This window comes from Maribellus comscasis (assembly GCF_009762775.1).
Lineage (GTDB): Bacteria > Bacteroidota > Bacteroidia > Bacteroidales > Prolixibacteraceae > Draconibacterium > Draconibacterium comscasis.
The window spans coordinates 6,157,475-6,181,795 of record NZ_CP046401.1 but is presented as its reverse complement, the minus strand read 5'-3'; the positions used below and the strand labels follow the sequence as shown (position 1 = coordinate 6,181,795).

Annotated in this window: 13 protein-coding genes; 5 read left to right on the top strand and 8 right to left on the bottom strand. The window is 37.7% G+C overall.

The genetic code is table 11. From position 1 onward, the window contains the following. Nucleotides 1-12 precede the first annotated feature (12 nt). A complete protein-coding gene (locus tag GM418_RS24985; RefSeq protein WP_158870026.1) occupies nt 13-1,647 on the bottom strand; it encodes a sodium:solute symporter in 1,635 nt (544 codons plus the stop codon). A gap of 702 nt (nt 1,648-2,349) precedes the next feature. Here GM418_RS24985 and GM418_RS24980 point away from each other — a divergent pair. Continuing rightward, on the top strand, nt 2,350-3,579 hold the full coding sequence (locus tag GM418_RS24980; protein ID WP_158870024.1) for an ROK family transcriptional regulator: 1,230 nt from the start codon (nt 2,350-2,352) through the stop codon (nt 3,577-3,579). 90 nt (nt 3,580-3,669) lie between these two features. On the opposite strand, the gene GM418_RS24975 is transcribed toward GM418_RS24980, so the two are convergent. The 7 genes from GM418_RS24975 to GM418_RS24950 form a co-directional block, all read right to left on the bottom strand. Continuing rightward, the gene (locus tag GM418_RS24975; protein WP_158870022.1) at nt 3,670-5,241 is read right to left on the bottom strand and encodes a response regulator; all 1,572 of its coding nucleotides are present in this window, start codon (nt 5,239-5,241) and stop codon (nt 3,670-3,672) included. A gap of 61 nt (nt 5,242-5,302) precedes the next feature. Then, nucleotides 5,303-5,674 carry a response regulator gene (locus tag GM418_RS24970; RefSeq protein WP_158870020.1) on the bottom strand — a complete coding sequence of 124 codons (372 nt, stop codon included), beginning with the start codon at nt 5,672-5,674 and terminating at the stop codon, nt 5,303-5,305. Nucleotides 5,675-5,703: 29 nt separating this feature from the next. Beyond that, entirely contained in the window at nt 5,704-7,716 is a 2,013-nt protein-coding gene (locus GM418_RS24965) for a YfiR/HmsC family protein (protein ID WP_158870018.1), read from the bottom strand. Next, complete coding sequence (locus GM418_RS24960; protein WP_158870016.1) at nt 7,713-9,695, bottom strand: TonB-dependent receptor plug domain-containing protein; 1,983 nt, start codon at nt 9,693-9,695, stop codon at nt 7,713-7,715. Before GM418_RS24960 ends, GM418_RS24965 begins: the two co-directional genes overlap by 4 nt. Nucleotides 9,696-9,699: 4 nt before the next feature. Continuing rightward, nucleotides 9,700-11,922 (bottom strand): TonB-dependent receptor plug domain-containing protein, encoded by a 2,223-nt coding sequence (locus tag GM418_RS24955; protein ID WP_158870014.1) that lies wholly within the window; start codon nt 11,920-11,922, stop codon nt 9,700-9,702. A 267-nt stretch (nt 11,923-12,189) separates the two neighbouring features. Next, a complete protein-coding gene (locus GM418_RS32155; RefSeq protein WP_425482355.1) occupies nt 12,190-12,345 on the bottom strand; it encodes a hypothetical protein in 156 nt (51 codons plus the stop codon). Nucleotides 12,346-12,374: 29 nt separating this feature from the next. After that, on the bottom strand, nt 12,375-12,557 hold the full coding sequence (locus GM418_RS24950) for a hypothetical protein (protein WP_158870012.1): 183 nt from the start codon (nt 12,555-12,557) through the stop codon (nt 12,375-12,377). A gap of 480 nt (nt 12,558-13,037) precedes the next feature. On the opposite strand from GM418_RS24950, the gene GM418_RS24945 reads away from it, so the two are divergent. From GM418_RS24945 to GM418_RS24930, 4 genes are all read left to right on the top strand, one after another. After that, a complete protein-coding gene (locus GM418_RS24945) occupies nt 13,038-17,108 on the top strand; it encodes a hybrid sensor histidine kinase/response regulator transcription factor (RefSeq protein ID WP_158870010.1) in 4,071 nt (1,356 codons plus the stop codon). Nucleotides 17,109-17,206: 98 nt separating this feature from the next. Next, nucleotides 17,207-19,528: a family 43 glycosylhydrolase gene (locus tag GM418_RS24940; RefSeq protein WP_158870008.1), complete on the top strand. Its 2,322-nt coding sequence runs from the start codon at nt 17,207-17,209 to the stop codon at nt 19,526-19,528. A gap of 98 nt (nt 19,529-19,626) precedes the next feature. Beyond that, nucleotides 19,627-22,680: a SusC/RagA family TonB-linked outer membrane protein gene (locus GM418_RS24935; RefSeq protein ID WP_158870006.1), complete on the top strand. Its 3,054-nt coding sequence runs from the start codon at nt 19,627-19,629 to the stop codon at nt 22,678-22,680. A gap of 11 nt (nt 22,681-22,691) precedes the next feature. Next, nucleotides 22,692-24,185 (top strand): RagB/SusD family nutrient uptake outer membrane protein, encoded by a 1,494-nt coding sequence (locus GM418_RS24930; protein WP_158870004.1) that lies wholly within the window; start codon nt 22,692-22,694, stop codon nt 24,183-24,185. Nucleotides 24,186-24,321: the final 136 nt, after the last annotated feature.

Below are 24,321 nucleotides of genomic sequence, written 5' to 3'. Positions count from 1 at the left end.
ACTAAACTCTATCTATGAAAATAATACGTACAACGTTATCAGGGAAATAATCAAAACGATGACAAAAATGCGCACATCACTTAGCTCCGTGATTTTCCCTTTTATAAATGCCAACGGATGCTCCCATGTATATTTTTTCACGACTTTGCTGTCAGGTTTTGGTGTAGCATAACTAACTGTAAAATAAATAAGTGTACAAAATACAAACAACCACCAGGCCTGCATCATAAATGGGATCTGCAAGCCTTTGGTTATATACATATAACCGCTAATAGGTTCAAAATCAAAGCAAAAAGCGGCTATTCCGAGCAAGAGACCAACTATTAGTGTAACAAACGCAGCCTGCCGGGTTCCTCTTTTTGAAAAAACACCAAAAAGAAAAACAACAGCAACCGGTGGAGCTATGGCAGAAGCAATTTTATTAATCGCTTCAAAAATGCTTGTAAATTTATCCCCTTGTGTAGACCATGCCATGGCCAGTATCATAACAGCAACAGCGGAATAGCGGCCAATCCGAATTTGTTTTCTATCTGAAATCCGGGGATTAAATCGTTTCACGATATCAACAGCGACCAAAGTGGCAGAGCTATTAAGCGCTGCAGCAATTGTGCTCATCAAGGCAGCCATTAAGGTTGCTGCCATCAACCCTTTTAACCCGGTTGGCAACAACTGGTTAATCATTACAGGCAGAGCCATATTGGAGTTTGTTCCAATGACATCCTTAAACAACACATACCCAATTACTCCGGGAAAGACCAAAATAAAAACCGGCAATATTTTCAAAAATCCTGCAAATATTGCTCCTGTCTGAGCATCTTTTTGAGTCTTTGCTCCCAATACACGTTGCACAATAGTTTGATCAGAACACCAATACCAAAGACCTAAAATAGGATAGCCTAAAAAACATGCATACCAGGTCAATCCCGTATCTCCTCCAAGCGCTTTAATGCTTTCATTTGTCTGCAACATGTCAAGCTGCCCCGGCTTTAGATTTGCTTTTAATTCTGTAATAGAGTTGATACCAGCATCAGACAAAGCATAAAGCCCGAAACCGGTAAGCAATATTGCCCCCAGTATCAGCACCGCAGACTGCACCGTCTCTGTAACAACAACCGCTTTTAACCCGCCAAGAACCGTATAAATAGAGGTAACTGTTGATATTACCAAAATTGAAGTCACTACACTAATTCCGAAGAAAGTCTCGAAAACTACAGCTCCTGCATACAAGCTCATACCGATATGAACAAACAAAGCACCAATAATTGCAATAAAAGCCAACACTGTCCGGGAACGCGAATCATATCTTTTTTCTAAAAACTCGGGCAAAGTTGAAATCTTACTCCTAAAATAGAACGGGGCAAATATTAATCCCAACATTATAAGAGAAACCGAGGCAAGCCACTCAAAATTCCCCCAAACAAAACCTTCATTATAACCCGACGCAGCCAAGCCCACCAAATGAATAGTTGAGATATTTGATGCAAACAAAGCAGCTCCAACAACAGGCCAGCTCAAGCCTCGTCCGGCTAAAAAATAGCCTTCACTAGTCATCCGCTTTAACCTTGTGGACAAAACACCAATTGCCAAAATCCCAACGAGATAAATAACAATAATTGACAAATCAACTAAATTTACTTTTTCATTCATATTTGCAGACTTTGTCTAACTTAACTTACAACTTATTTTCACTGAACAACCTGCCTTCTGCACCAAATATCAAAACTACATTTCTAAATATATACTATAAAATTACTTATGTACTCGAATTGTTTTAAACTACCGCGAAACTTTTGACTATGTTAAAGAAACCTATATCGAAAAGTATTCCATTGATTACCGCACTCATCTTAAAAATACTGAATGCTTCTATTCTAAAGAACAAGAGTGCACATTCGCTTATTCTTCAACCATTTCCCCAACCACATCAACCTCAGCACCAAAACGGAGAGTCCTAACTTATCACATCGCGACAACCAAAGCCTGGCTGGCCAATCTTCCACATTTCTATTTCAAACTCGATAACCACACAGCAATTACACTTTTTAATATCATTTTCAAATATAAAATATAATATTTCACAAAACAATACAAATAGCTTTTTTTTACGATAAAAAAAATATTTTATAAAATAAACAATGCAGCAAAAACAGAAATAAACAACTGAATAACAGAATAATAAAATACAAAAATCATACAAAACAGCTCTTAACAATAATTTTATATACCATTTTAAAACTAATTTAAAAAAACTTACAAAAAGAGAGAAATATGAAATACAAAGTTTATAAATGAACAAAGAAATCATACATTATAATATTATTTTAATATCTTTGTCGCAAATTATTTTACATGAAGAACGAATTCTCTAAAATGGATGCAGGACTATTGCATCTTGCTAACAAAAAGGTACTTTTAAAACTGATAAACCAAAAGGGGCAAATTAGCCGCTCCGAACTTTCAAAAGCAACAAAACTCACCCCGCCGACAATTACAAGAATAGTTGATGAGTTAGTTTATAAAGATAATCTGGCAGAATATATTGGAACCGGAAGCTCGAACGGAGGCAGGCCTTCAATGATTGTTAAGTTCAAAAATGAAGGTAACTATATTATTGGTATCGACCTTGGGGCTACTTATATAAGAGGAGGCCTTGTAGATTTAAACGCAAAATTTGTTTATGAAATACAGGTCCCGACAGAAATAGAAAAAGGATTTTCCAGTATAATTGAAAAAGTAGCAAACGTTATACAAAAACTTAAAAGCAGACAAGAACTTAATTCCAAAGTGTGGGGTGTTGGTATAGGGGTGGCCGGACTTGTGGATAGTAAAACCGGTATGATTGAGTCCTCTCCTGATTTTGGATGGTCTAAAATTGATTTAAGAAAAGAACTGGAAGACAGATTAGGTCTCCCCTTTTTCTACGATAATTCAACACGCCTGATGGCATTAGGAGAATTAAAATTAGGTGCAAAACAAAATTTGAAAAACTTTGCAGTAATAAATCTGGGTTATGGGATTGCTTCGGGCTTGGTTATCGAAGGTAATCTTGTAAAAGGACATGTTGGTTTTGCAGGCGAATTTGGACACATTTCGGTTGATACCGAGAGTAGTGTTAAATGCAAATGCGGAATGTATGGCTGCTTGGAGGCGCTGGCATCAGGACACCGCATTGCTGCTTTAGGCAAACATGCATTAACAAACCACAATTCACAAATATTAAATGAACTTTGCAACGGAAATCCAAACCTGATAACCGCTGAACTCGTAGCAAAAGCAGCCCAAATGGGCGATAAGTCGTGTTTAAAAATATATAACGAGGTTATCGAATACTTATGTAAAGGAATTGGAATTATTGCAAACCTTTTAAATCCTGAAATAGTTTATCTGGGGGGAGGAATATCCTTAAACGAGCAGTTTCTTTTTGATCTGGTTCAAGCTAAAAAATCAAAATATTTATTATATACAAATACTGATATGCCCATCGTTCCATCTACATTTGGCGAACAGGCAACAATTATCGGAGCGGTTTCTTTGGTGCTGGAAAAGATAATGAACCTGGAATTGTTAGTCGAAGAATAATTATTTGCTTTTTGTTTTACACGGACAGCTCAAAAAGCGAAGCAACACTCAACCAAAGGGAATATTATATATAAACCTTATAAATCCTTTTTACTTGTTATTTCCAAAGTTGCTTGTTAAATGAAGTGAAAATATTTTCTTCAATTTAAATTTGTTTATTGGTTTAGAAATAAAATCATCGCAGCCAGCAGTTTCTGCTTTGTGCCTGTCTTCATTTGTAGAATAAGCTGTTTGAGCGATAATAGGAATATGTGGCATAATTTCCTTTATTTTTTTTGTGGCTTCGTAACCATCCATAATAGGCATTTTAATATCCATGAGGATAACGTTTATATCGCTGTTCGACTTACATACATCCAACGCTTCCTTTCCATTGTACGCGTGAAGAATTGTTGTATCAGACGCGATAATTTTTTTTATTAAAACATCTAAAAAATACAAGTTTACTTCCTCATCTTCAACAATAAGAATCTTATATTTATTACTGCTACGCGGAGTTGCATTTTTAAAATCAAGTGTAATTGTCTGCTCCGAAGAACTTGCCGGCAGGTAGGGTATATCGACATAAAAGACAGCCCCCTCTCCCTTTTTTGAAGTTAATGAAATGGAAGCATCAATCAACTTTGCGTTTTCCTGTGCAATGGATAGCCCCAATCCAAGTCCACCCCATTTATTTGATAAATATCTTTCTTCCTGCGAAAATCGCTCAAAAATAAATCGCTGATTATCAGCATGAATACCAACACCTGAATCTTTGATATAAATTCTGATTTTGTCGTTTCTTACCTTATACCCAAATACAACAAAACCATCTTCTGTATACTTAAATGCATTATCAAGAATATTACTTAATATCTGATACAACTTTGTTCTATCGATTTTAATAAAACACTCTTCGTTACTCAGCCCAGGCTCCAAATCAAATTTAATATGCTTTTTCTCCGCTTTAAGTTCGAAAACATAAAAAAGCTCTGAAAACAAATCATTTAAAGAAATTTCCTGCGTCTCAATGGTAACCTGGTCTGTAATCAGCTTTGAAAATTCTAAAATAGCACTCACTATTTTTATCAGTTGATTTGAAGAGTTTTGGATTATCCTGATATAGTTTTTTCTCTCTTCTGCAGTTACCGTATCGGAATCAAGTATCTGCGCAAAACCATATATTCCGTTTAAAGGTGTACGAATTTCGTGAGAAAGATTATGGAGGAATTCCGTTTTGAGCATATCACTTTCTTCTGCTTTTTCTTTTGCTCTCTGCAATTCAATTTTTTGTTGTGCATTTTCTTTTTCAAGCTGGTATATTCTCAAAGCATCATCAATAACTCCTGATAACGACTTTTCACTCCATGGCTTTTGAATATATTGGAAGATTCTCGCCTGATTAACCGCATCCTCTACCGCATTTATATCGGAATATCCGGTAATAAGAATTCGATTTATTTTAGGAAACTTCTCTAAAGAATATCTCAGCAATTCAACTCCTGTCATTTCAGGCATACGCTGATCACTCAAAATCAAGTCGATATGATGTTCTTCCATCAGCATCATTCCCTCTTTTGCTGATGTTGCTGTATAAACATTATATTTTCGTCTGTACGTATCTTTAAAAACTCTTAGGTTGCTGGGTTCGTCGTCGACATAAAGTAAGTTGTATTTTTCCATTTGAGTTTGAGTTTAATTTTTTCCGGGCACTTTACAAACAAGGTTTTTTCTTTCAGCCAATTTAATCATTCTGAATTGAACTTGATATAATATTTTTTAGTTCTTCATAATTCCAGGGTTTGGGGATAAACTTTGATAAACGAAATTCTGCAAAAGCTCTTTTTATATCGTCATCTTCGGCATAACCGGATAAAATAACTCTACTGGGAGGAATATCATCATATTTTTCTGTTATTTCCTTTAGTAACTCCACCCCTGTCATCCCAGGCATCCGCTGGTCTGTTATAACCAAATCTACCATATGGTTCTTTAACAATTTTAATGCTTCAAAACCAGATTCTGCAACAAAAATTTCATAATCTCTTCGAAATGAGTCTTTGAAAATCCTCAGATTACTTCTTTCGTCATCAACATATAATATCTTGAATTTCATATCGATATAAATTAATCTTTTTATTCAAATTAAACTACCGGCAAAAAAATCAAAAACTCGGTTCCTTCTCCCTTGTCAGAATTTACCTTTATTCTTCCTCTATGATCATTGATAATTCCATAAGTAATCGAAAGCCCTAATCCTGTCCCCTTCCCTACGGGCTTGGTTGTAAAAAACGGATCGAATATTTTTTCTTTCAACTCATCTGAAATGCCAGCACCACTATCTTTTATCGAAATAACTATTTCATTATCTTGTTTGAAAGTTTTCAGCCAAATTCTCCCGGACTCCGAGATAGCATCAATTGCGTTTGAAAGTATATTTAATAAGGCCTGATTTATCTTACCGGGATAACACCCCAGAACAGGCAATTCCTTATCATAGTCCTTTACAATTTTAACATGATTTTTATACTTGTTTTTCAAGAGCAGTAATGACATATCAAGGCTTTCATTAATATCCAGATGCTCCAGGACGCCTTTATCCATTCGTGAAAAATTTCTCAGTCCTTTTACAATTTCAGCAGTACGATCAGCACCCAATTTTATATCATTGATAATTTCAGGAATCGCTTCAATCGCATCGTCAAAGTAGTTTTCCTTTTTTAACAGTTGAATCCTTTTAATCTTCTCTTCAAGGTTATCGTTGTTAAAATCCAGGTTGCTCACTTCATCAATAATTGGCTGTATATCTTCAAAATCGCGCAACAGACTATTGATGCCTGCATAAACAAAATTGATTGGATTATTTATTTCATGGGCTATACCAGCCGACAACACCCCCAGTGAAGCCATCTTTTTCGATTCAACCAGTTGCTCCTGAATCTCTTTGATCTCCTTAAGAGAGGCAGTTAATTCCTGATTCTTATCATTTAATTCCCTGTTAATTGTCAAAATCGTTCTTTTATTATTCTCGAGCTCTTTGTTTTGATCTGAAATTTCTTCTTTTTGTTGCTCCAGAAGTTGGTTTTTCTTTTTTTTGTCGCGATAGCTTTTAAAAAGAAGCAGTAAAAGAATGGATGTGATGGTTGTGCCGATAATAAAAAAAATTACAACAGCGCGTTGTTTTTCGATAACCACATTTTTTTCAGATAATATTTCTTCCTGTTCGTCTATTTCGGCTTGTTGCTCACTCAAAAACAGTTTGTTCTCACCTATCTCGTTCTGATAGTCAAGCATCTTTTCCTGAGCGTTTAAAAGGCTGTCATTAAATGATTCCAACTCCTGCTCATTTCGGAGTAATGTTTGTTTTTGGATATCAGATTGCTGTCTAAATCCTTCAATATCTGACGTCAGTTGATCCCGTTGTTTTTGCTGAAGTTCAATAAGCTCATTTTGTTTTTGAATTTCATTTCGGTGCCGAGATATCGTTTGCTCCGCATCTTTCACCTGCTTGTTTACACTATTTAAATCAGCTGTTAGAAACTTTAGTCGTTGTTCAGTAATTTCCAGTTGATTCTCGGCGCTGTCCAGTTTTCTTTGAGACTGGAGATACAGATCAATTAAATCGACTTCTGCTCCTCCCATTAGCAAAATTTCATCATTGATTTCAATCTTACGACTATAAATATTCCCTTTGTTCATTTCAAAAAGCATCTTGCCTTCGTTCGTTTCATACAAATTGAAAACGATCTTACTTTTATCCTCAATATTTTCGCCTACCAAGAGAACTTCAAAACTTTTGCTTTCGGTAAAAATTTTTGGATACAGAGAAATTTTGTCACTACCAATAAAAATCAGACAGACACTTTTATAGTCAATATTCCTGCCATCCGGTTGATGTATTAAACGAATATCTTTTTCTCCAACTTTTATATTTTTTGCCATATTATTAAATTCCTGAACAATACCTTGTTTTTCTGAAACCAGCACGATAGTGTATGTAGAAAATGCTTTTTGTTTGGGAGAAGTTGATAATTTGGCAAAATTATAAACATATGCGCCTAAAACCTGACTACGATCGACCTGACCAAAAACTGGAGGCGCAACAATAAGCAGTGTTGTCAGTGATAATATGAAAATATAAATTCCCGTTTTGATCATAATTTTTCTATTTTATAAGAGAGCTTTAATAAAAAAAATCTTTGAGCTTGTCTGTATCTGTCTGGTATTAAATTCGATGTATGATAATATTCTTTGTTCGTCAGGTTTTTTAAAACAAACTGTATGTTTTTATTTTTGTAATTCAACAGAGAAATGTTCAGGTCAACAACAACCGCCGGTTCGATGTATTCACTGTTTGTCGCCTTTATAACTTTTGGATTTTTACGTTTCCCAAAATAAAAAGTTCGTAATCCGACGTTTAAATGTTTGGAAAATGAGTAATTAGCTCCCAGTACCCCGGTGTGGGGAGCAATTTCGGCTACTTGCTCACCATTTTTATCGGCAGTTAAATTATAGGTGTAACTGCCAAAAAAATTAACATTGTTGTGTACCAGATTAGTACTCAACTCCATACCTTTTGTTTCAGTATTTCCGCTATTATTCCAATAGAAATCAGCATTATCGGCAGCGTACACTTTCACAATTCCATTGTACAGTCTATTGTAATAAATTTGCAAATCAGTTTTAAAATTATCCGTGATAAAAAGCGTATTTGAAATTTCAAAGGATCTGAATTTCTCAGGATCCAAACCAGGATTCCCGATCCCATCAGTAAAATCCCATGGTTTGGGAGCCCTGAATGCTTGAGCAAAAATCAATTTCCCGCTGTATTTATTTTTATTAAAAAGAAGAGAAGCTCTTGGTGTAAATACTTCCCTGTAACTTGTGCTGTATTCATATCGCGAGCCAACTGTAAATTGCCAGTATTTCTGAAAACTATAATCCAGTTGTAAAAAAATTCCTGCTAAAAAATCACTGGTTTGATCCGGAGATTTTGGTTTTCGAGGTTGAATATAATATTCATTACTACTTGTTGTTGAATACCCTTTTGCCAAATTCTCATACTGACTCAGAAATCCTGTTACAATACTAAAATCCTCTGATGGTTTGACTTCCAGAAAACTTTCTACGCCCAGCAAATTATTTGGGCGATAATAGCCAATCTGCCCGGTATCAGTAACTTCCTTTACCGAGTTCGCCAACACAGTTGCATTTCGGTTATATAATGTTGTATTCCATTCAACTTTATCTGAAAAAAGTTTATTATGTTTTGCATAAGTATTTACAAGTTGTAAATTCCACAAGGTTCCAAAACCTTTATAAATAGTGTTCACGGAGGGGTTATAAGAAGTAGTTGAACTTCTTCTGTTTTGATAATTTACGCCAAAAGTTAAGTTTTTTAAAATTAGTTTTGCATCAAAAGCATAATCTGTTTCAAAAATCTCCAAATCATCATCCCAGTAATTATCGTTGTTACCATTTGTCAGATTCGCCTTTTCAGTGGTTTTGTACATGGCAGAAAGTTGTAGGCCAAGTCTATCATTAGAATTTGAATATGTTATGTCGGTTTGATATGTATTAAAAGCGCCCGCTCCCACACTTGCCAGCAAACTTTCCCCTTTTCCGGGGTTTTTGGTAATAATATTTATTACTCCCGAAATGGCGTTTGTTCCATAAATAACAGAAGCTGGCCCATACATAATTTCAATACGTTCTACATTCGCCAAATTATATTGTCCTCCGCCGTAGTATCCCCCTGAATTCAACTCATTGATTTGAACGCCGTCAATATAAACCAAGATTGAATTGTTTTGTCGTGGCAGCCCGCGCAAAAATGAGTAACTATTTAATCCCATAATGTCACGAAATTGAAAACCCGGCAACCCGACCAAAATATCTTCAAGCGTAAGGTAAGCTCCGGCTTCAATTTGTTCTTTTGTTACCACCCTGATTGTTGTCGACGCCTTACTGATTGTTTGTTCGGTCTTTTTTTCAGAGGCGATTTTTGTTTGAGATAATTGATATAAACTTCTGGTATAAAATGTTGTGGAATCAGTTTGAGAAAAAACATGGCTGCCGCTAAATAAAAAGCCTGATGTTACTATCAAAAAATATATGGCTGTTGTTAATTTGTCCATGTTCTTATTGATGTAATTTAATCAAAAGACTCACTAAAAAAGTCCTGCCGGGCTGTGGATGATAAGCTGGAATAAGCCCATCAGGATTAACATTGTTTTGGTAATCATAATCATCAACAAATCCTGATCCCGTTTCCCTCCCCACGCCATAATACTGTTCATCAAATACATTATTCGCAATTAATTGCGCAGTAAAACTTTGTAAAAAACGATAAGAAACCACCAAATTGGCCTTTAGATAAGACGGAGCGAAGCCGTTTTCGTATGTTTGCAGCCATTGGTTTGTCTCCTGTGCTTTTCGTTTACCAACATAATTTGCCCTGAAATCCGCAGTAACTTTATTTGAAAATAATTTCAGGTTTACTCCAGCGTTCAGTTTATTTTTGGCAGTACGTTCAATCTCATATACTCCTGACGGCTTAATACCAACTAAATAGCTGTAGTTTGAATACAACAGAAGATATTGGGTTATCTGGCTTGAGAAAAAAGTGGAAACGCCTGAAACTTTCACCTGATCCAGATTTTCATATCGTTCTCCCGACGGCATATTCTCATCCGGAACTTTCCCTATAAAATCACTTATTACAGAGTAAAATACGTTTGCTTTTATTGAAATCTTATCATTGGCCAGCAAGCCGCTGAATTCAACTTCACCTGTTTTTATCTTCTCAGGGTTTAACTCAGGGTTCCCTCTAAACTCACTTGTTAATTCAAATATACCAGGCTGTCTGAACGCCGTTCCGTACATAAATTTAATCCCCATAAAAGTTTCAGGTTGAAAATCTATCGCTAATCTTGGATTCAATATACTTCCAAACTCTGTACTGTAATCATATCTGAGACCTAGAGAACTTGACAGTTTATTTCCCCATTCCTTATCATATAAAGCATAGAAAGCAAGTTCTTTCTCATAAAAAAGAGGGTATATCTTTTTTTGATTTAACCCTCCTCCTTCTTCTGCTATATCCCAGGAAGAAACTGAAGTATCATTGGAATCGGAATAATCACCCAAGGAAACAATCCGTTCACTTTTCCTGCTGACAGTTGCTTTCAATCCAAAATAAAACAAGTCTTGAGGACTGAATTCATACAAAAGCTTTTCTTCAAGATAGCCCTGATAGGAATAGGATGCATAGTTTTTTGTTAATTCCGGAAACTGGTAAAGATACCTGAACCCAGCATCAGGAAGAATGTTGGTGGACCTGAAAACCAAATCCGATTTTAAATTTAATTTTTTCGAAAATGTTGAATTATTTGTAATATAAAGATGATAAGATTTGTAATGCGTTTTGCTTTTTTTACTAAAAATATTGTATTCGTATTGCACATTGGCCGATGAATATCCGCGATCAAATTCAGAATAAAAAAAACCTGCTTCATTGTTTTTATGCGAAATCTTTGCCCGAAATGCATAACTGTCATTTCCGGTACTAAAACCCCCGGGAATTTCTTTCCCAGCCAAAGCATTGGGAACATCTTCAACAAAATTTCCTTCGCTGTCGTAATCGGCCAAAATCGTTGAAGGATATTTATTGTTCTTGAAATAACCGCCCGGGTCGTAACGATCAATACCTTCATCTCCCAACGATTTGTATTTATGAATCGCCAACGAGGCATGAGTATTTTCGCCGATCGGAGTTCCCATATGGACGTCAAAAACAGAAGTTCTGTTGGAACCGACTGAGGACTGAGCATTTATACCTGAAAATTTCTTTTTTGTTATAAAGTGAATTATACCGGTAAACGCCTGTGCTCCATACATAACCGACCCAGGCCCCTGAATAATTTCGATACGCTCAATATCAGCAAACATATTTTCATAGGTCCATAACAACGACCAGTTATAACTTATCTGATTCTGAATAATCCCGTCAACCATAATCAGAACCTCTGGATTACCAATTTCTCCCACTCCCCTGTTCATACTGTAGGTCGAATATTCCCCACTCCCATCATTATACATCATAAAATCAAAACCAGGAACATCCTGACAAATATCAACAAGCGTTTGATATCCTCGTTCCTCAATCATTTGTTTTGTTATTATGATAATGTTGGATGGCGCACTACTGGTTTTCTCGGCCTTAATAGAGCCGGTTAAAATCTTAATATTTGCCAGTTCCCTGAGTGAATAATTGTATATATATCCGGTGTTGTCGTTATTCTGAGTCGAACATAACAATGGTTTCAGAAAAAGGATTAGTATGCAAAATATCCTGACTTTCATCCAATAGATTGCGAAGATAAAGTTACTAATATAAATATATTAATTGATTTTAAAAATATGATAATTTACACACACCATTTAACAATAATTATTCAATATAAAGCAGAAGCCTTCAAATCCGTTAAAAAATTGTATTTAACTGAATAAACTGACCATCGTACTTTGAATATGTTTTTCAGACAGAATTTCTATTTTGAATTGAATTGCAGGTTAAATATTCAATACATCACTCTATTGCTCAGCGCAAAATAACCTTTTATTCTCTCATCATATATTTTCTTCAGAATTCGTGTTTTGCATTTTCTGAGAATTACGATTGTCAATACTTTCCAAACAATAAAATGGGCCATACATTAGCTCAACGCGACCATTATCGGAGCGAATGCTTTCATTGGTGTATAACCTGCGAACGCTTATCGACATCTGACGGGTTATTCGGAACCGGGTGTGTTTTACAAGCTGATTTTTCCGTCTAAATTATTTGTTTTCCTGCTGTTAATACTATCCGGATGTTGGGCTCCTGCCAGTTCCAAACATGTTGGCATAATGTCAACATCAACTACCCAAATTAATTTGTCGTAGTACTGGTTTGCCGAATCGGACTGGTCAAATGCACCTGCATAATCATCCAACAAAGTGTGTGGCGAATTTTCAATTATATTTTTGCATTCTGTTAATGTGTCCTGCCATTCTCTATCAAACAGATGATATTTAGTCTTTTAAAAACTTTGTGAATATCCATTTATTTACAGGAAGACGTAGGCCGGTAACAGTATTTTTTCTCAGGAATGATGCATCTTCAATCATTCATGTATTATTCTAATTGAACAAGCCGGTAGATGTATCTGACTATTAAATTAAAACTGAATCAAATTCCAGTAATTATAATTGAAATTGCAGGCTAACGATTTAAAGTTTTACTCTCTTGCATAGTTGTATCAAGCAAAAAAAAGAAAAACTTATTTCTTGTTTATTTTGCAAGAAATATCTATTAATGATTTTGGGGAAATATGACAAGTTGTATTAGTGAGTTAGCAAGTCCGGTTCACAAAAAATAAAACAACAGAAAAAATCAGCCAATACAAATTTCAGGTAAATAGTATATTTGAAAAAGAATGTGGAGGGGAGTAACATATATATTAATTTTATTATTGTGGAGTGTCGCAGCCAAAGCAATTGAAAACCGTTATGTATTCAAAAAACTAAATAACGAAGACGGACTGACCTACAACACCGTTCATGATATTGCACAGGAACAAACCGGAATTATCTGGTTTGCCACGAAACAAGGTTTAAATAAATACGACAGTTACAACATCAGACGCTACTATAAAGAGGACGATCTTGGTATCCCATCAAATTTTTTCACAAGTGTTATCGTTACGAAAAATAATCGCCTGTTTGCCGGAACCGACAGAGGTGTAATCGAATACAACCGTCGTTTTGACAAATTTGAATCTTTATTATTTGAAGAACGATCTCTGCCAGGTGTTACAACCTTATTTGAAACAAAAGAAGGTGCAATACTAATTGGTACTCACCGGGGAATATATGCATACCACCCAAAACAAAACGCAGTAATAAAATTTATTTCGTTACAAAACGAACCTATTACATCAATTGCTGAAAGTGCTGAAAATACCTTTTACGTTGCTACAAATTCAGGTGTTTACGTGCTGAATTCAGATGGAGTTTTACTCGAATACTTCAACACAACCAATACTCCCGGATTACAGACCAGTGCAATTAATAAAATTTTTATTGATCATGCCGGTAATTACTGGATAGGGACCGAGAACAGCGGGTTGTACATGTTTGACAAAAACAACAAGACTTTTTTAAAAGTAAGACTTGCTGAAACAGACCAGGCTGAAACTACCGTTGTGCGCGACATTGAAGATGATTCAGACGGGAATATCTGGATTTGCAGTGAACTGGGAATTTTTATCCTGGATCCCGCAACAAAAGAGACCGTTAATATTCAACATTCGCTGGAAAAGTCTGAGTATTTTTTAAATGATAATGCCACTTACTGTGTGTTCAGGAGCAAGGAAGATATCATGTGGATTGGAACTTATTTTGGCGGAATTAACTACACCAATCTTAGCAATTTTAAGGGGTTCTTTACGATTTATCCGGGCGACGGGCAAAATGAACTCCGCGGAAAGGCGGTAAATCAGCTATATAAAGATTCAAAAGGAATTTTGTGGATTGCGACAGAAGACGGAGGCGTTTGTACTTTTAATACTGAAAAGAAAGAAATTCTGGATTACTACCAGCATCAGGAGAAAAACAGCCTCAGCTCGAATAACATCCATGCCATATGCGAAGACAAGAACGGAAACATCTGGTTTGGACATTTTATGACAGGGATTGATATTTACAATCCCCGGACAGGAAAATTCAGAAATATTTCCATTCTTCCGGATATCAAGTACAGCATTACCGAAAATTCGGTTTACAGTATTTATAAAGATTCAAAAGAAAACATTTGGGTAGGAACCCGCAAGGGCGTATACCTTTATGATTATGATACTCAGGAATTAAAGCCGATCAAGCAAGAAGAACTGGGGCAATTGTTTATATACAGTATTCTGGAAGATAACCATGGAAACATGTGGTTTTGTATCCGGCATGGCGGCATAGCATCTATCAATAAGAAAAACGATTCCATCAGTTTTTACCGGGAGCCGGAGTTTTTGTCAACCAATAAGATTATTGCTGTAAACGAAGACAGTAAAGGACAAATATGGTTTGGAACCGTGGATGGAGGAGTTAATGTCTATGACCCGCTCACCAAAAGTTTTCAACATTTAAGTATGGAAGACGGACTACCCAATAATACTGTTTACGGAATACTGGAAGCGTTAAATCACAACATATGGCTCAGCACCAATCAGGGATTGTCGATGTTTAATCCCCAAACACGGGAATTTAGAAACTACAACAGGAACGACGGGTTGTCGCAAATGCAATTCAATTTTGCGTCTTATTATAAAGATGCTGATGGTACACTTTACTTTGGTCATGTAAACGGGTTAAGCTATTTTAATCCTTCTGAGATAATCGATAATAAAATAAAACCACAGCTGATTTTTACTGATTTAAAACTCGCGAATGAAAGCGTCCATGTATCCGAAAAAGGGATTTTAACAAAACCGATCGACCAGGCCGAGAACATAACACTAAGTTATTACCAAAAATCTTTTACAATTGACTTTGTTGCAGTAAACCACATATCAGCAGGAAATAACAAATTTTACTACTACCTGGAAGGTTTTGATGAGAACTGGAATGAAATGGGAAATAAAACCAACGCCAATTATACCAATTTATTACCCGGAAAATATACTTTTCATTTAAAGGCCGAAAACAACGACGGTATTGAAAGTGCAAACAGTAAAAACCTTATTATACGCATACGACCGCCATTTTATCTCTCGTTTGGTGCATTTGTACTTTACTTTTTACTGATAGCCGGAATTTTTATTCTGTACCGAAAAATCACAATCGACAAGGAAAAAGAAAAAGCAGCGCTAAAACTGGAACGAATTGAAAAGGAAAAAATTAAAGAACTGAGTCAGCAGCGGCTGAATTTTTATACCTACATTTCTCATGAATTTAAAACCCCTCTTTCCATTATTATCTCAAGTATTGATCAGTTGTTCGACAGGAGTGACGTTTCAGACGACCTGAAGCAACGCTTCCAGCGTCTTGGCCGAAGCTCAAAGCGGCTCTCTTTTCTGTTTAACCAGTTAATGGATTTTCGTAAAATTGAAACCAAACATGCCAAACTTGTTTTGCAGAAGGGCGATATCGTTAACTTCCTGCGTGAAACCTGTCTGGTTTTTACGCCTCTTTTTGACCAATACCGGGTGAACTTTGAATTTAAAGCCAACCGCGACGAGTACGAATACTGGTTCGATCCTGATAAAATTGAAAAAATCATTGCAAACCTCATTTCAAATGCATTAAAACATACTCCCATTCATGGAAAAATAATTTGCGAAGCTAAAATAGCCGACGAGATTAGCGATAAAAACCAGAAGCATTTAAATATTTGTATCTCGAACACCGGGAAGGGCATTTCCGAAGAAGAAAAACAAAATTTGTTTACACCTTTTTACATGAACTACCGGCACAACGAACAAAAAAGTGGCTCGGGAATAGGACTCACGCTGGTTAAGAGCCTGGTGGAATACCTTCACGGCACCATCGAAGTAAAAAGTAAAATAGATGAAGGTACCCGTTTTAAAATTCAACTGCCCCTGAATTACCAGGGAATTTCAAATATCAAACTCGAAAACAACAGAGATACAATCAGACATAATTTGGACTTTGAAAGTATTTCCGAAGTGACTACAAGCCCTGCCCCGGCGAAAGAAAAATCGAATAACGACAAGGAATTCAAACTGCTAATTGTTGAAGACACCGTAGATCTGGCAGAAGTTTTGATGGAGCATTATTCAGAACATTTTGATGTAAAATGTGCTCAAAATGGAATAGAAGCATTAACAATTGTAAAAGAAGAAGAACCCGATATAATTATCAGCGATGTGATGATGCCGGAAATGAATGGAATAGAATTTTGCAAAAAAATTAAAGAAGACGAAGCAACCAGTCACATTGCCGTGATTTTACTCACCGCTAAAACCACACACGAAGATAAAATAGCAGGATTGCAGGCAGGTGCTGAAGCCTATGTGAGAAAACCATTTGATTTAAATGAACTTGACCTCCATGTACGCAACTTTATCGAGATGCGTAAAAAACTAAAAGAAAAAGTTGTTACAGGAGCGCACATCGATCTGGAAAGGCTGAATTTCCAGGACAAGGACAAAGATTTTATCGAAAAAGTATCTGCAATAATCAACGAGAATATTGAAAGTGAAACCCTTAATACAGAAGAACTCGCCCAAAAACTGGGGATAAGTAAAACTCTGGTCTATTTAAAACTTAAAAAATTGCTCAACATGTCCGGATCCGATTATATCCAGTCGTTGCGTTTTAAAAAGGCGATTGAATTAATGGCGGATTCCGCACTTAATATTTCCGACATTGCCTACGAAGTTGGCTTCACCGACCCAAACTATTTTAGCAAGGTGTTTAAAAAAGTGTATAAAAAAACTCCTACAGAATACCGAAAAGAATTGCTAAATAAGATTAAAGGTTTAAATATGAACTGATTATAAAAAATGAGAGTTTCTCATTTTCCTTTTTTTTTAACTTAAATTCCAGTTCCCGAAACGCATTATTTCCGATTCTTGCGTCAAACTTAAATCTTATGCAACGGATAGAATCGACCTTATTTCTGATTTTTATTTTAATTATCTTTTCAAAAAATGAATTAAAAAGCCAAACATTAAATCCGCAGGTATCGGCCATGTTTGAAAATGCTATTGACAGCATTGAACCGACTATGCCCAATGTTTGGCCGCTTTTTAAATACCACCTGCGTGATATTGCCGTATGCAAAGGCCCCGAAAACAAATATTATCTTACCGGAACAACTGACGACAACTGGGGAGTAGCTGAGGGTATCCGCGTTTGGGAATCGCCAGATTTAAAAAACTGGCAAATAATTGGTGATGAAGGATTTGTATGGACTTTTGAGAAAGATGCCAGCAACGAAGCTCAACGAAGGATAAAAAGAACCAACGGACGTCTGGTCCGTGGAATCTGGGCTCCTGAGATTCATTATATAAATAACAATTTTTGGATTACCTATTCGGTTAGTGGGGGTTATGGCTCAGGATTACTAAAGAGTACAACCGGAAAACCCGAAGGACCATACGAGGATGTAAAAAAGGACGGTTCGATGGTAAAAGGAATCGACGCTACTTTATTTAAAGATGTTGACGGGACGGTTTGGTATATCTGGGGACCGGGGAATATGAAAAAGCTAAAGCCCGATATGATGGGATTTGCCGACACCGAACCACCTGTGTTCCCTAAAGATGCCAGTGGCAAGGAAGTGGGTTATGAAGGTGTAAATATGTATTACAAAAATGGTCTCTACTACCTGATGGCGGCAGAATGGAATTGTGAAAGCCCTAAAAAAGGCCATGTATTTGGAAATACGGATCTAAACCGCCGAACCGCTGACGGTCGTTATGATTGTATGATTGCTATGGCAGAAAATATCACCGGTCCGTATTCTGAGGCATACATTGCCATTCCGCACGGTGGCCACAATATGATTTTTGATGATTTTGATGGCAACATCCAGGCAACCATGTTTGGCAACGATGAAGCAGCGGCACAATGGCGTGAGAATGCTGCCCTTGTGCAAATGAAACTGGATGACAAAAACCGGTTGGTTCCTGTTGTTCCCTTTCCACTGGCAGCAACAGAAAAAATGCCGGTAATTTATGTTTCTGAAAAAGGAGACAACAGTGACGGGAAATCATGGAAAACAGCACTTACATCTTTGCAAAAAGCAGTTGAATTGGCAAAGCCGGAATCTCAGATTTGGATTGCCGGAGGAAATTACGGAAACGTGCTGAGAATTGAAGGGAAAACAGCTCTTTATATTTATGGCGGATTCAAGGGGGTTGAAGAAAAGTTATCCGACAGAAAACTGTTGACAACAACAAAAATTGATGGACAGGAAAAAACAGCTCACGTGCTCACAGTAACCAACTCCGAATACCTTCGGATTGATGGATTAACCATAACCGGCGGGAAAAATACAGGCCAAAAAACTGATGGAAACGGTGCAGGAATCTGGCTTGAAAATGGTGGCGAATCAGTTCGGTTTGTAAACTGTACCATCTCAAATAACTATGCACTAAAAAATGGTGCGGGAATATATGCCGCCAATGGAGCAAGTCCCTTGTTTGTTGGCTGCGATATAATAAACAATGAGGCCAACCTCAATGGTGGGGCCGTATATGTGAATTGTAACGCTGACAACGGTTATCACACCCGTTTTTACAATTGTAATATCAGCAACAATAAAGCGCAGGCAAACGGAGGGATTGCATGGTTTATAAGCGACTTAAAACAAACCGGCACCTTACGTTTTATTAACTGTTTACTAAATAATAACTTTACACTTCTGGAAGGCGGCAATATTGTTATGAACGGCGGATCAACCCTGCTAATGAGCCATTGCACGGTGGTAAATAACCGAGGAATGTCGAAAGGTGCAGCCATTTCCCAATTAGGACGCGTGCCGGCGCAAAACCGCATTATTAATTCAATTTTTGCCAATAATTATGGCGCGGCACTTTTTGTTGCTGATGCTTATGAAGGTTCAGATCCTACGTCGGCACGGGAACAACAATGGACAGAAATTCAAAACAACCTGTTTTTTAATAATAAAACCTTAAGCCTTTGCAGATACTCATATAAAGCCGCCGATTTTAAAACCGCTCAGGAGCTAAACGCAGAAAACTGGGCTGCTGATAATCTTGAAGGAAATCCACATTTCGTTAATCCCGATAATTCAAATTTCAAATTAAAAAAAGGGTCAAAAGCAATTGGAACAGGGACTTTGAAAAATGCCTTTCCTGTTGATTTTTTCGGAGAAAAGAGATTTACAGATTTTGATACAACAACAAATAAGATAGACATTGGATTTCAAGTGTTTTCGGGAAAATAGAAAACATGGTTAATTCAGATTCCAGTTTTTCTGAATCAATTTCAAGTAGATAACATATGAAAGATTTTAATATTGTATAAACCAAATTAATCGAATTTATGAACAAGCTTAAATTATTATTTCTAGTCTTGTTTATCCTCCCGTTAGCATTATTTGCACAAAATAAAATAACGGGGGTGGTAAAAAGCGACGCAGGAGAGCTGCTTCCCGGTGTGACGATTATTGTGGAAGGGACAACTCAGGGAACCACTACGAACTTCAACGGAGAGTATTCTATTACTGCTCCTGCAGACGGCAACCTGATGTTCAGTTTTATCGGCTATCTGTCACAAACTGTTCCGGTTAACGGACAATCAGCAATAAATGTAGTTCTTCAACAGGATATTGAAGAATTGGAACAAGTGGTCGTAATTGGTTATGGAACTGTAAAAAAGAGCGATTTAACAGGCTCCGTAACTTCTGTAAAAGCCGATGAACTAAATCCGGGAGCAAATGCGTCTGTTGAACAGGCGTTACAGGGGCGTGTTGCCGGTGTACAAATTTCGCAAAAAAGTAACGAACCAGGTGGAGGCTTGAGTATCAGCATCAGAGGCTCCGGTTCTATCCAGGCAGGAAACGAACCGCTCTATGTAATTGATGGAGTAATCGTTAATAATGGAAGTGTTGCCGGAACCGGCGGAGTTGGTTTCACCGGAAACCAGAATCCCAGAAACCCGTTAAATTCATTAAACCCGTCAGATATTGCATCTCTCGAAGTTCTGAAAGATGCTTCGGCAACTGCAATTTATGGTTCAAGAGGTTCAAATGGTGTTGTAATCATTACCACTAAAAAAGGTAAAGAAGGAAAACTTCGTGTGGGTTACGATGGCTACTATGGTATCCAGCAGGTATACAAGCCACTGGACGTTTTAACTGCCCAGGAATACAAAGATGTATTGAATTCCATTATTGATTTAGGCGGAGGCGATGAATTGCAGCGAATCGATCAAATTGAAGGAGGCGGAACCGACTGGCAGGATCTGATCTACAGGACTGCGCGGACACAGAATCATAACATTACAATGTCGGGGGGCTCAAATAACCTCACCTATTTTACTTCACTAAACTATTTCGAGCAGGAAGGATTGGTGAAGGGCTCAGCCATCGACAGATATAACATGCGATTTAATCTCGCATACGACGAAAGTAAAAAGTTGCGGGCGGGAGTCAGTTTTAATGGTTCATACATTCATGACGATTTCGCCTCAACGGGTCTCGGAATCAACGAAAACGGCGGAGCAATATACACGGCTGTGAATTATGATCCGGTAATTCCTTCTTACAATGAAGACGGAAGTTACAGAAAATCTGACTTTTTTGTTGGTGATAATCCACTGGCCATTCTTGATGGTGAAGATGCAACGGCTGAAACTTTTCGCTTTTTTGGAAATACTTATCTGGAATACTTTATTATGCCCGAGTTATCAGCTCAGGTAAAACTGGGTGGCGATGTACAGGATGTAAGGAGAGATATTTTTATTCAGCCTTTTACAGTGTCTGGTGCAGGTACCGGAGGAATCGCTTCCATTCAAACAGGAAGAAAAGATTATGTTTCTGCCGAAGGAACCATAAATTATACTAAAGAGTTTGAACAGAGCAGACTGAATGCTTTACTGGGAACAACTTACGAATATTTTCAAACCAAAACATTCGCAGGCGACGGACGGGGATATGCCCTTCCTGATTTGGGAATCAATGCCATTGGCTCCGGTGATCCCTTATTAAATAACCTGGGGAGTGGACGTACACAGGCTAAATTTATTTCCTATCTGACCAGGGTAAATTATTCACTGATGGATAAATATTTAATCACTGCTTCCATCAGGGCAGACGGTTCTTCGCGTTTTGGTGAAAACAATAAATTTGGTTATTTCCCATCGGCTGCAATCGCCTGGAAAATGCATAACGAAAATTTTATGGCTGATGCCGGTTGGCTCAGTGAACTAAAACCAAGATTCAGTATTGGTAGTACAGGTAATGCAACTATCGGAAACGAGTTAACTTATCAAACATTCTCCGCCGGTTCACAGGTTCCCTTCGGAGACGCCTATTACAGTACAATTACTCCTTCCCGAATTGCCAATCCGGATTTGACCTGGGAAAAAGCGGTTCAAATCGATGTTGGTTTTGATTTTGGCATTTTGGAAAACAGGCTAACGGGTTCTTTTGATTACTTCAACAAAGAAACAACCGACTTACTTGTTTATATCCCTCAACCATTAAACACTGGTTTCTCCGGTCAGGTACAAAATATGGGTGGCGTTCGGAACCAGGGTTTTGAACTTTCGCTAAGCTGGGATATCATCAGATCAAACGATCTCTACTGGAATCTTGCCGGTAACCTTTCGACATTAAAAAACGAGGTACTCAACATTGGCGATCGCGGAGATATTATCCGTGGAGGTCTTTCACAGATTCCTGATTTTTCAATCATTACACCAGGAGAAGCTCTGGATTCCTATTATGGTTACATTGTTGATGGAATCTGGCAGGAAGGCGATGACTTTAGTGTAACCAATGACAATGTCCAGCCAGGCGACCTGAAATTCCGCGATCTGAATGATGATAAAACCATTAACTCTGAAGACCGGACCATCATCGGAAAACCTATCCCTGATTTTACATGGGGACTGACCAGTAATCTTCAATTTAAAAACTTCTCTCTCGACATTGTAATGCAAGGCGTACAGGGAATTGATAAATTAAATGCCAACCTGGCCAATTCAATGTTCCCAAATAATTTCAGACAAAACCGCATAGCAGAGCCACTATTAAACCGTTGGACACCGAGCAATCCATCCAACAAGTATCCATCCTTTGTTAATCCTCTCGCTTCCGGAGGAACAACGGCTTTGATCAACACAATAACGGTTGAAGATGCTTCTTATATCCGCTTGCAGTCGGTACGCCTTGGATACGACGTGCCGGTAGAGAATATCAGCGTTTTCAACAAACTGGCGATTTATGTTTTAGCTCAGAATCTGTTTACAGTGACCAATTACCAGGGAACCGATCCGGGCGCCAATGCCAGTGGAAGTAACACAGCAGCAATTGATTTTAACGCTTATCCGCTCCCACGAACTTATATGGTGGGTCTGAATGTTGAATTTTAAAAATGGATGACATGAAAAATAAAATAGTAAAACAGATAGTTGGAACCTTGCTACTTTTGATGGCAATTGTATCCTGTGAAGACCAACTCGAATTATATCCTGTAGCTGAATTTGCTCCGGCTAACGCTTTGCAGAATGAAGACGGAATAGAAGCATTATTATTTTCTGCCTACAATAACTACACACCGGGTTCCGGCGTTCGAACAGAAATTCTGATTAACGAGGTAACTACCGACATGGGCAGGGTGCGTATTGGCGCCGTGGAACGGGAAATGAAACCATTTATGGATTTCAACTGGGATGCATCGACCAATCACCTTGAGGGTTTACTCTGGTCTCGCCCGTATACAGCTATCCGAAATGCAAATACACTACTCGATAACATCGATGACTCAGCAGTTGATGAGGATTTCAAAAAAATGGTGGTAGCAGAAGCAAGGTTTATCCGTGCCTACGAATATGTTTTTATGTACAAATATTTTGGACCGGTGCCACTCCGGACAACAAGCGATCTAACCATTCAACCAAAAGAGCTTGGACTTCCAACCGAACAGGAATTTCTTGATTTTGTTGAAACAGAATTGAATGCGGTTGCCCGGGATTTGTTAGCACCATCAGAGCAAACTCAGGTTGGAAGAGCGACCAAAGGACATGCCTATGCTACGCTGACAAAATTTCTGATGAATACCAAACAGTGGAGCAAAGTTCCGGATGCAACGCAGGCACTGATGGACTTAAATTATTATGAATTGTTTCCGGATTACCGAGCTGCCTTTTTTGTTGAAAATGAACCTCAGACCAATCCTGCAAACAAGGAGATGATCGTAACATGGTCATTAAGAAATGAAAGCGGCGGTTACAACAACGACTATCAAAACGGAGCTTTCCCTCCCGGATTCAGAACTGCAGATAATATTCCCGAGTTTGAGTGGACAACAAGTATGGCCAACTGGCCCACGCAATTTAGTTTACGTGATGGATTTGTAGATTCTTTTGATCCGAATGATGCACGGAAACAAGCTATTGTGGAGACGTATTACAACGCAGGGGGTAACCTTGTTAATTTAAGAACAGCAAATACCGACAACAGCCGAAGCCTGAAGTATTTTGATAACAACCAGACCGGGAATTTTAGCGGTTGCGACATACCTTACATTCGTTATGCCGACATTTTGCTGTGTCGTGCGGAAGCACTGAATGAATTAAACGGCCCTACCCAGGAAGCTGTAAATCTGATAAATGAAATACGCAACAGGGCAGGTGTAACTCCCTATTCCTTAGCCGATGTTGGCGACCAAAACAATTTCAGAGATCTGATTCTGGACGAACGTGGATGGGAATTTTTCTCGGAAGGAAAACGCAGAGAAGATCTTATCCGCCACGGTAAATTTTTGGAATATGCGGAAGAACGTGGTTTAACCACCTCGCCGGAACAGGTTTATTTCCCTTATCCTTTGGCAGAAGTAGATGCCAATCCGGCACTGGACCAGAGAGAAGGATATTAACAATTGGTTTAGTTTGTTAGCAGGGCTGCATTGGAAAAACAAATGCAGCCCTGCTTATTCTGGTTGAATGGTTCGGGTTAATCAGTAGTTGATTATTATCTATTTACCATCTACACAGAGATATATAAACAAGATT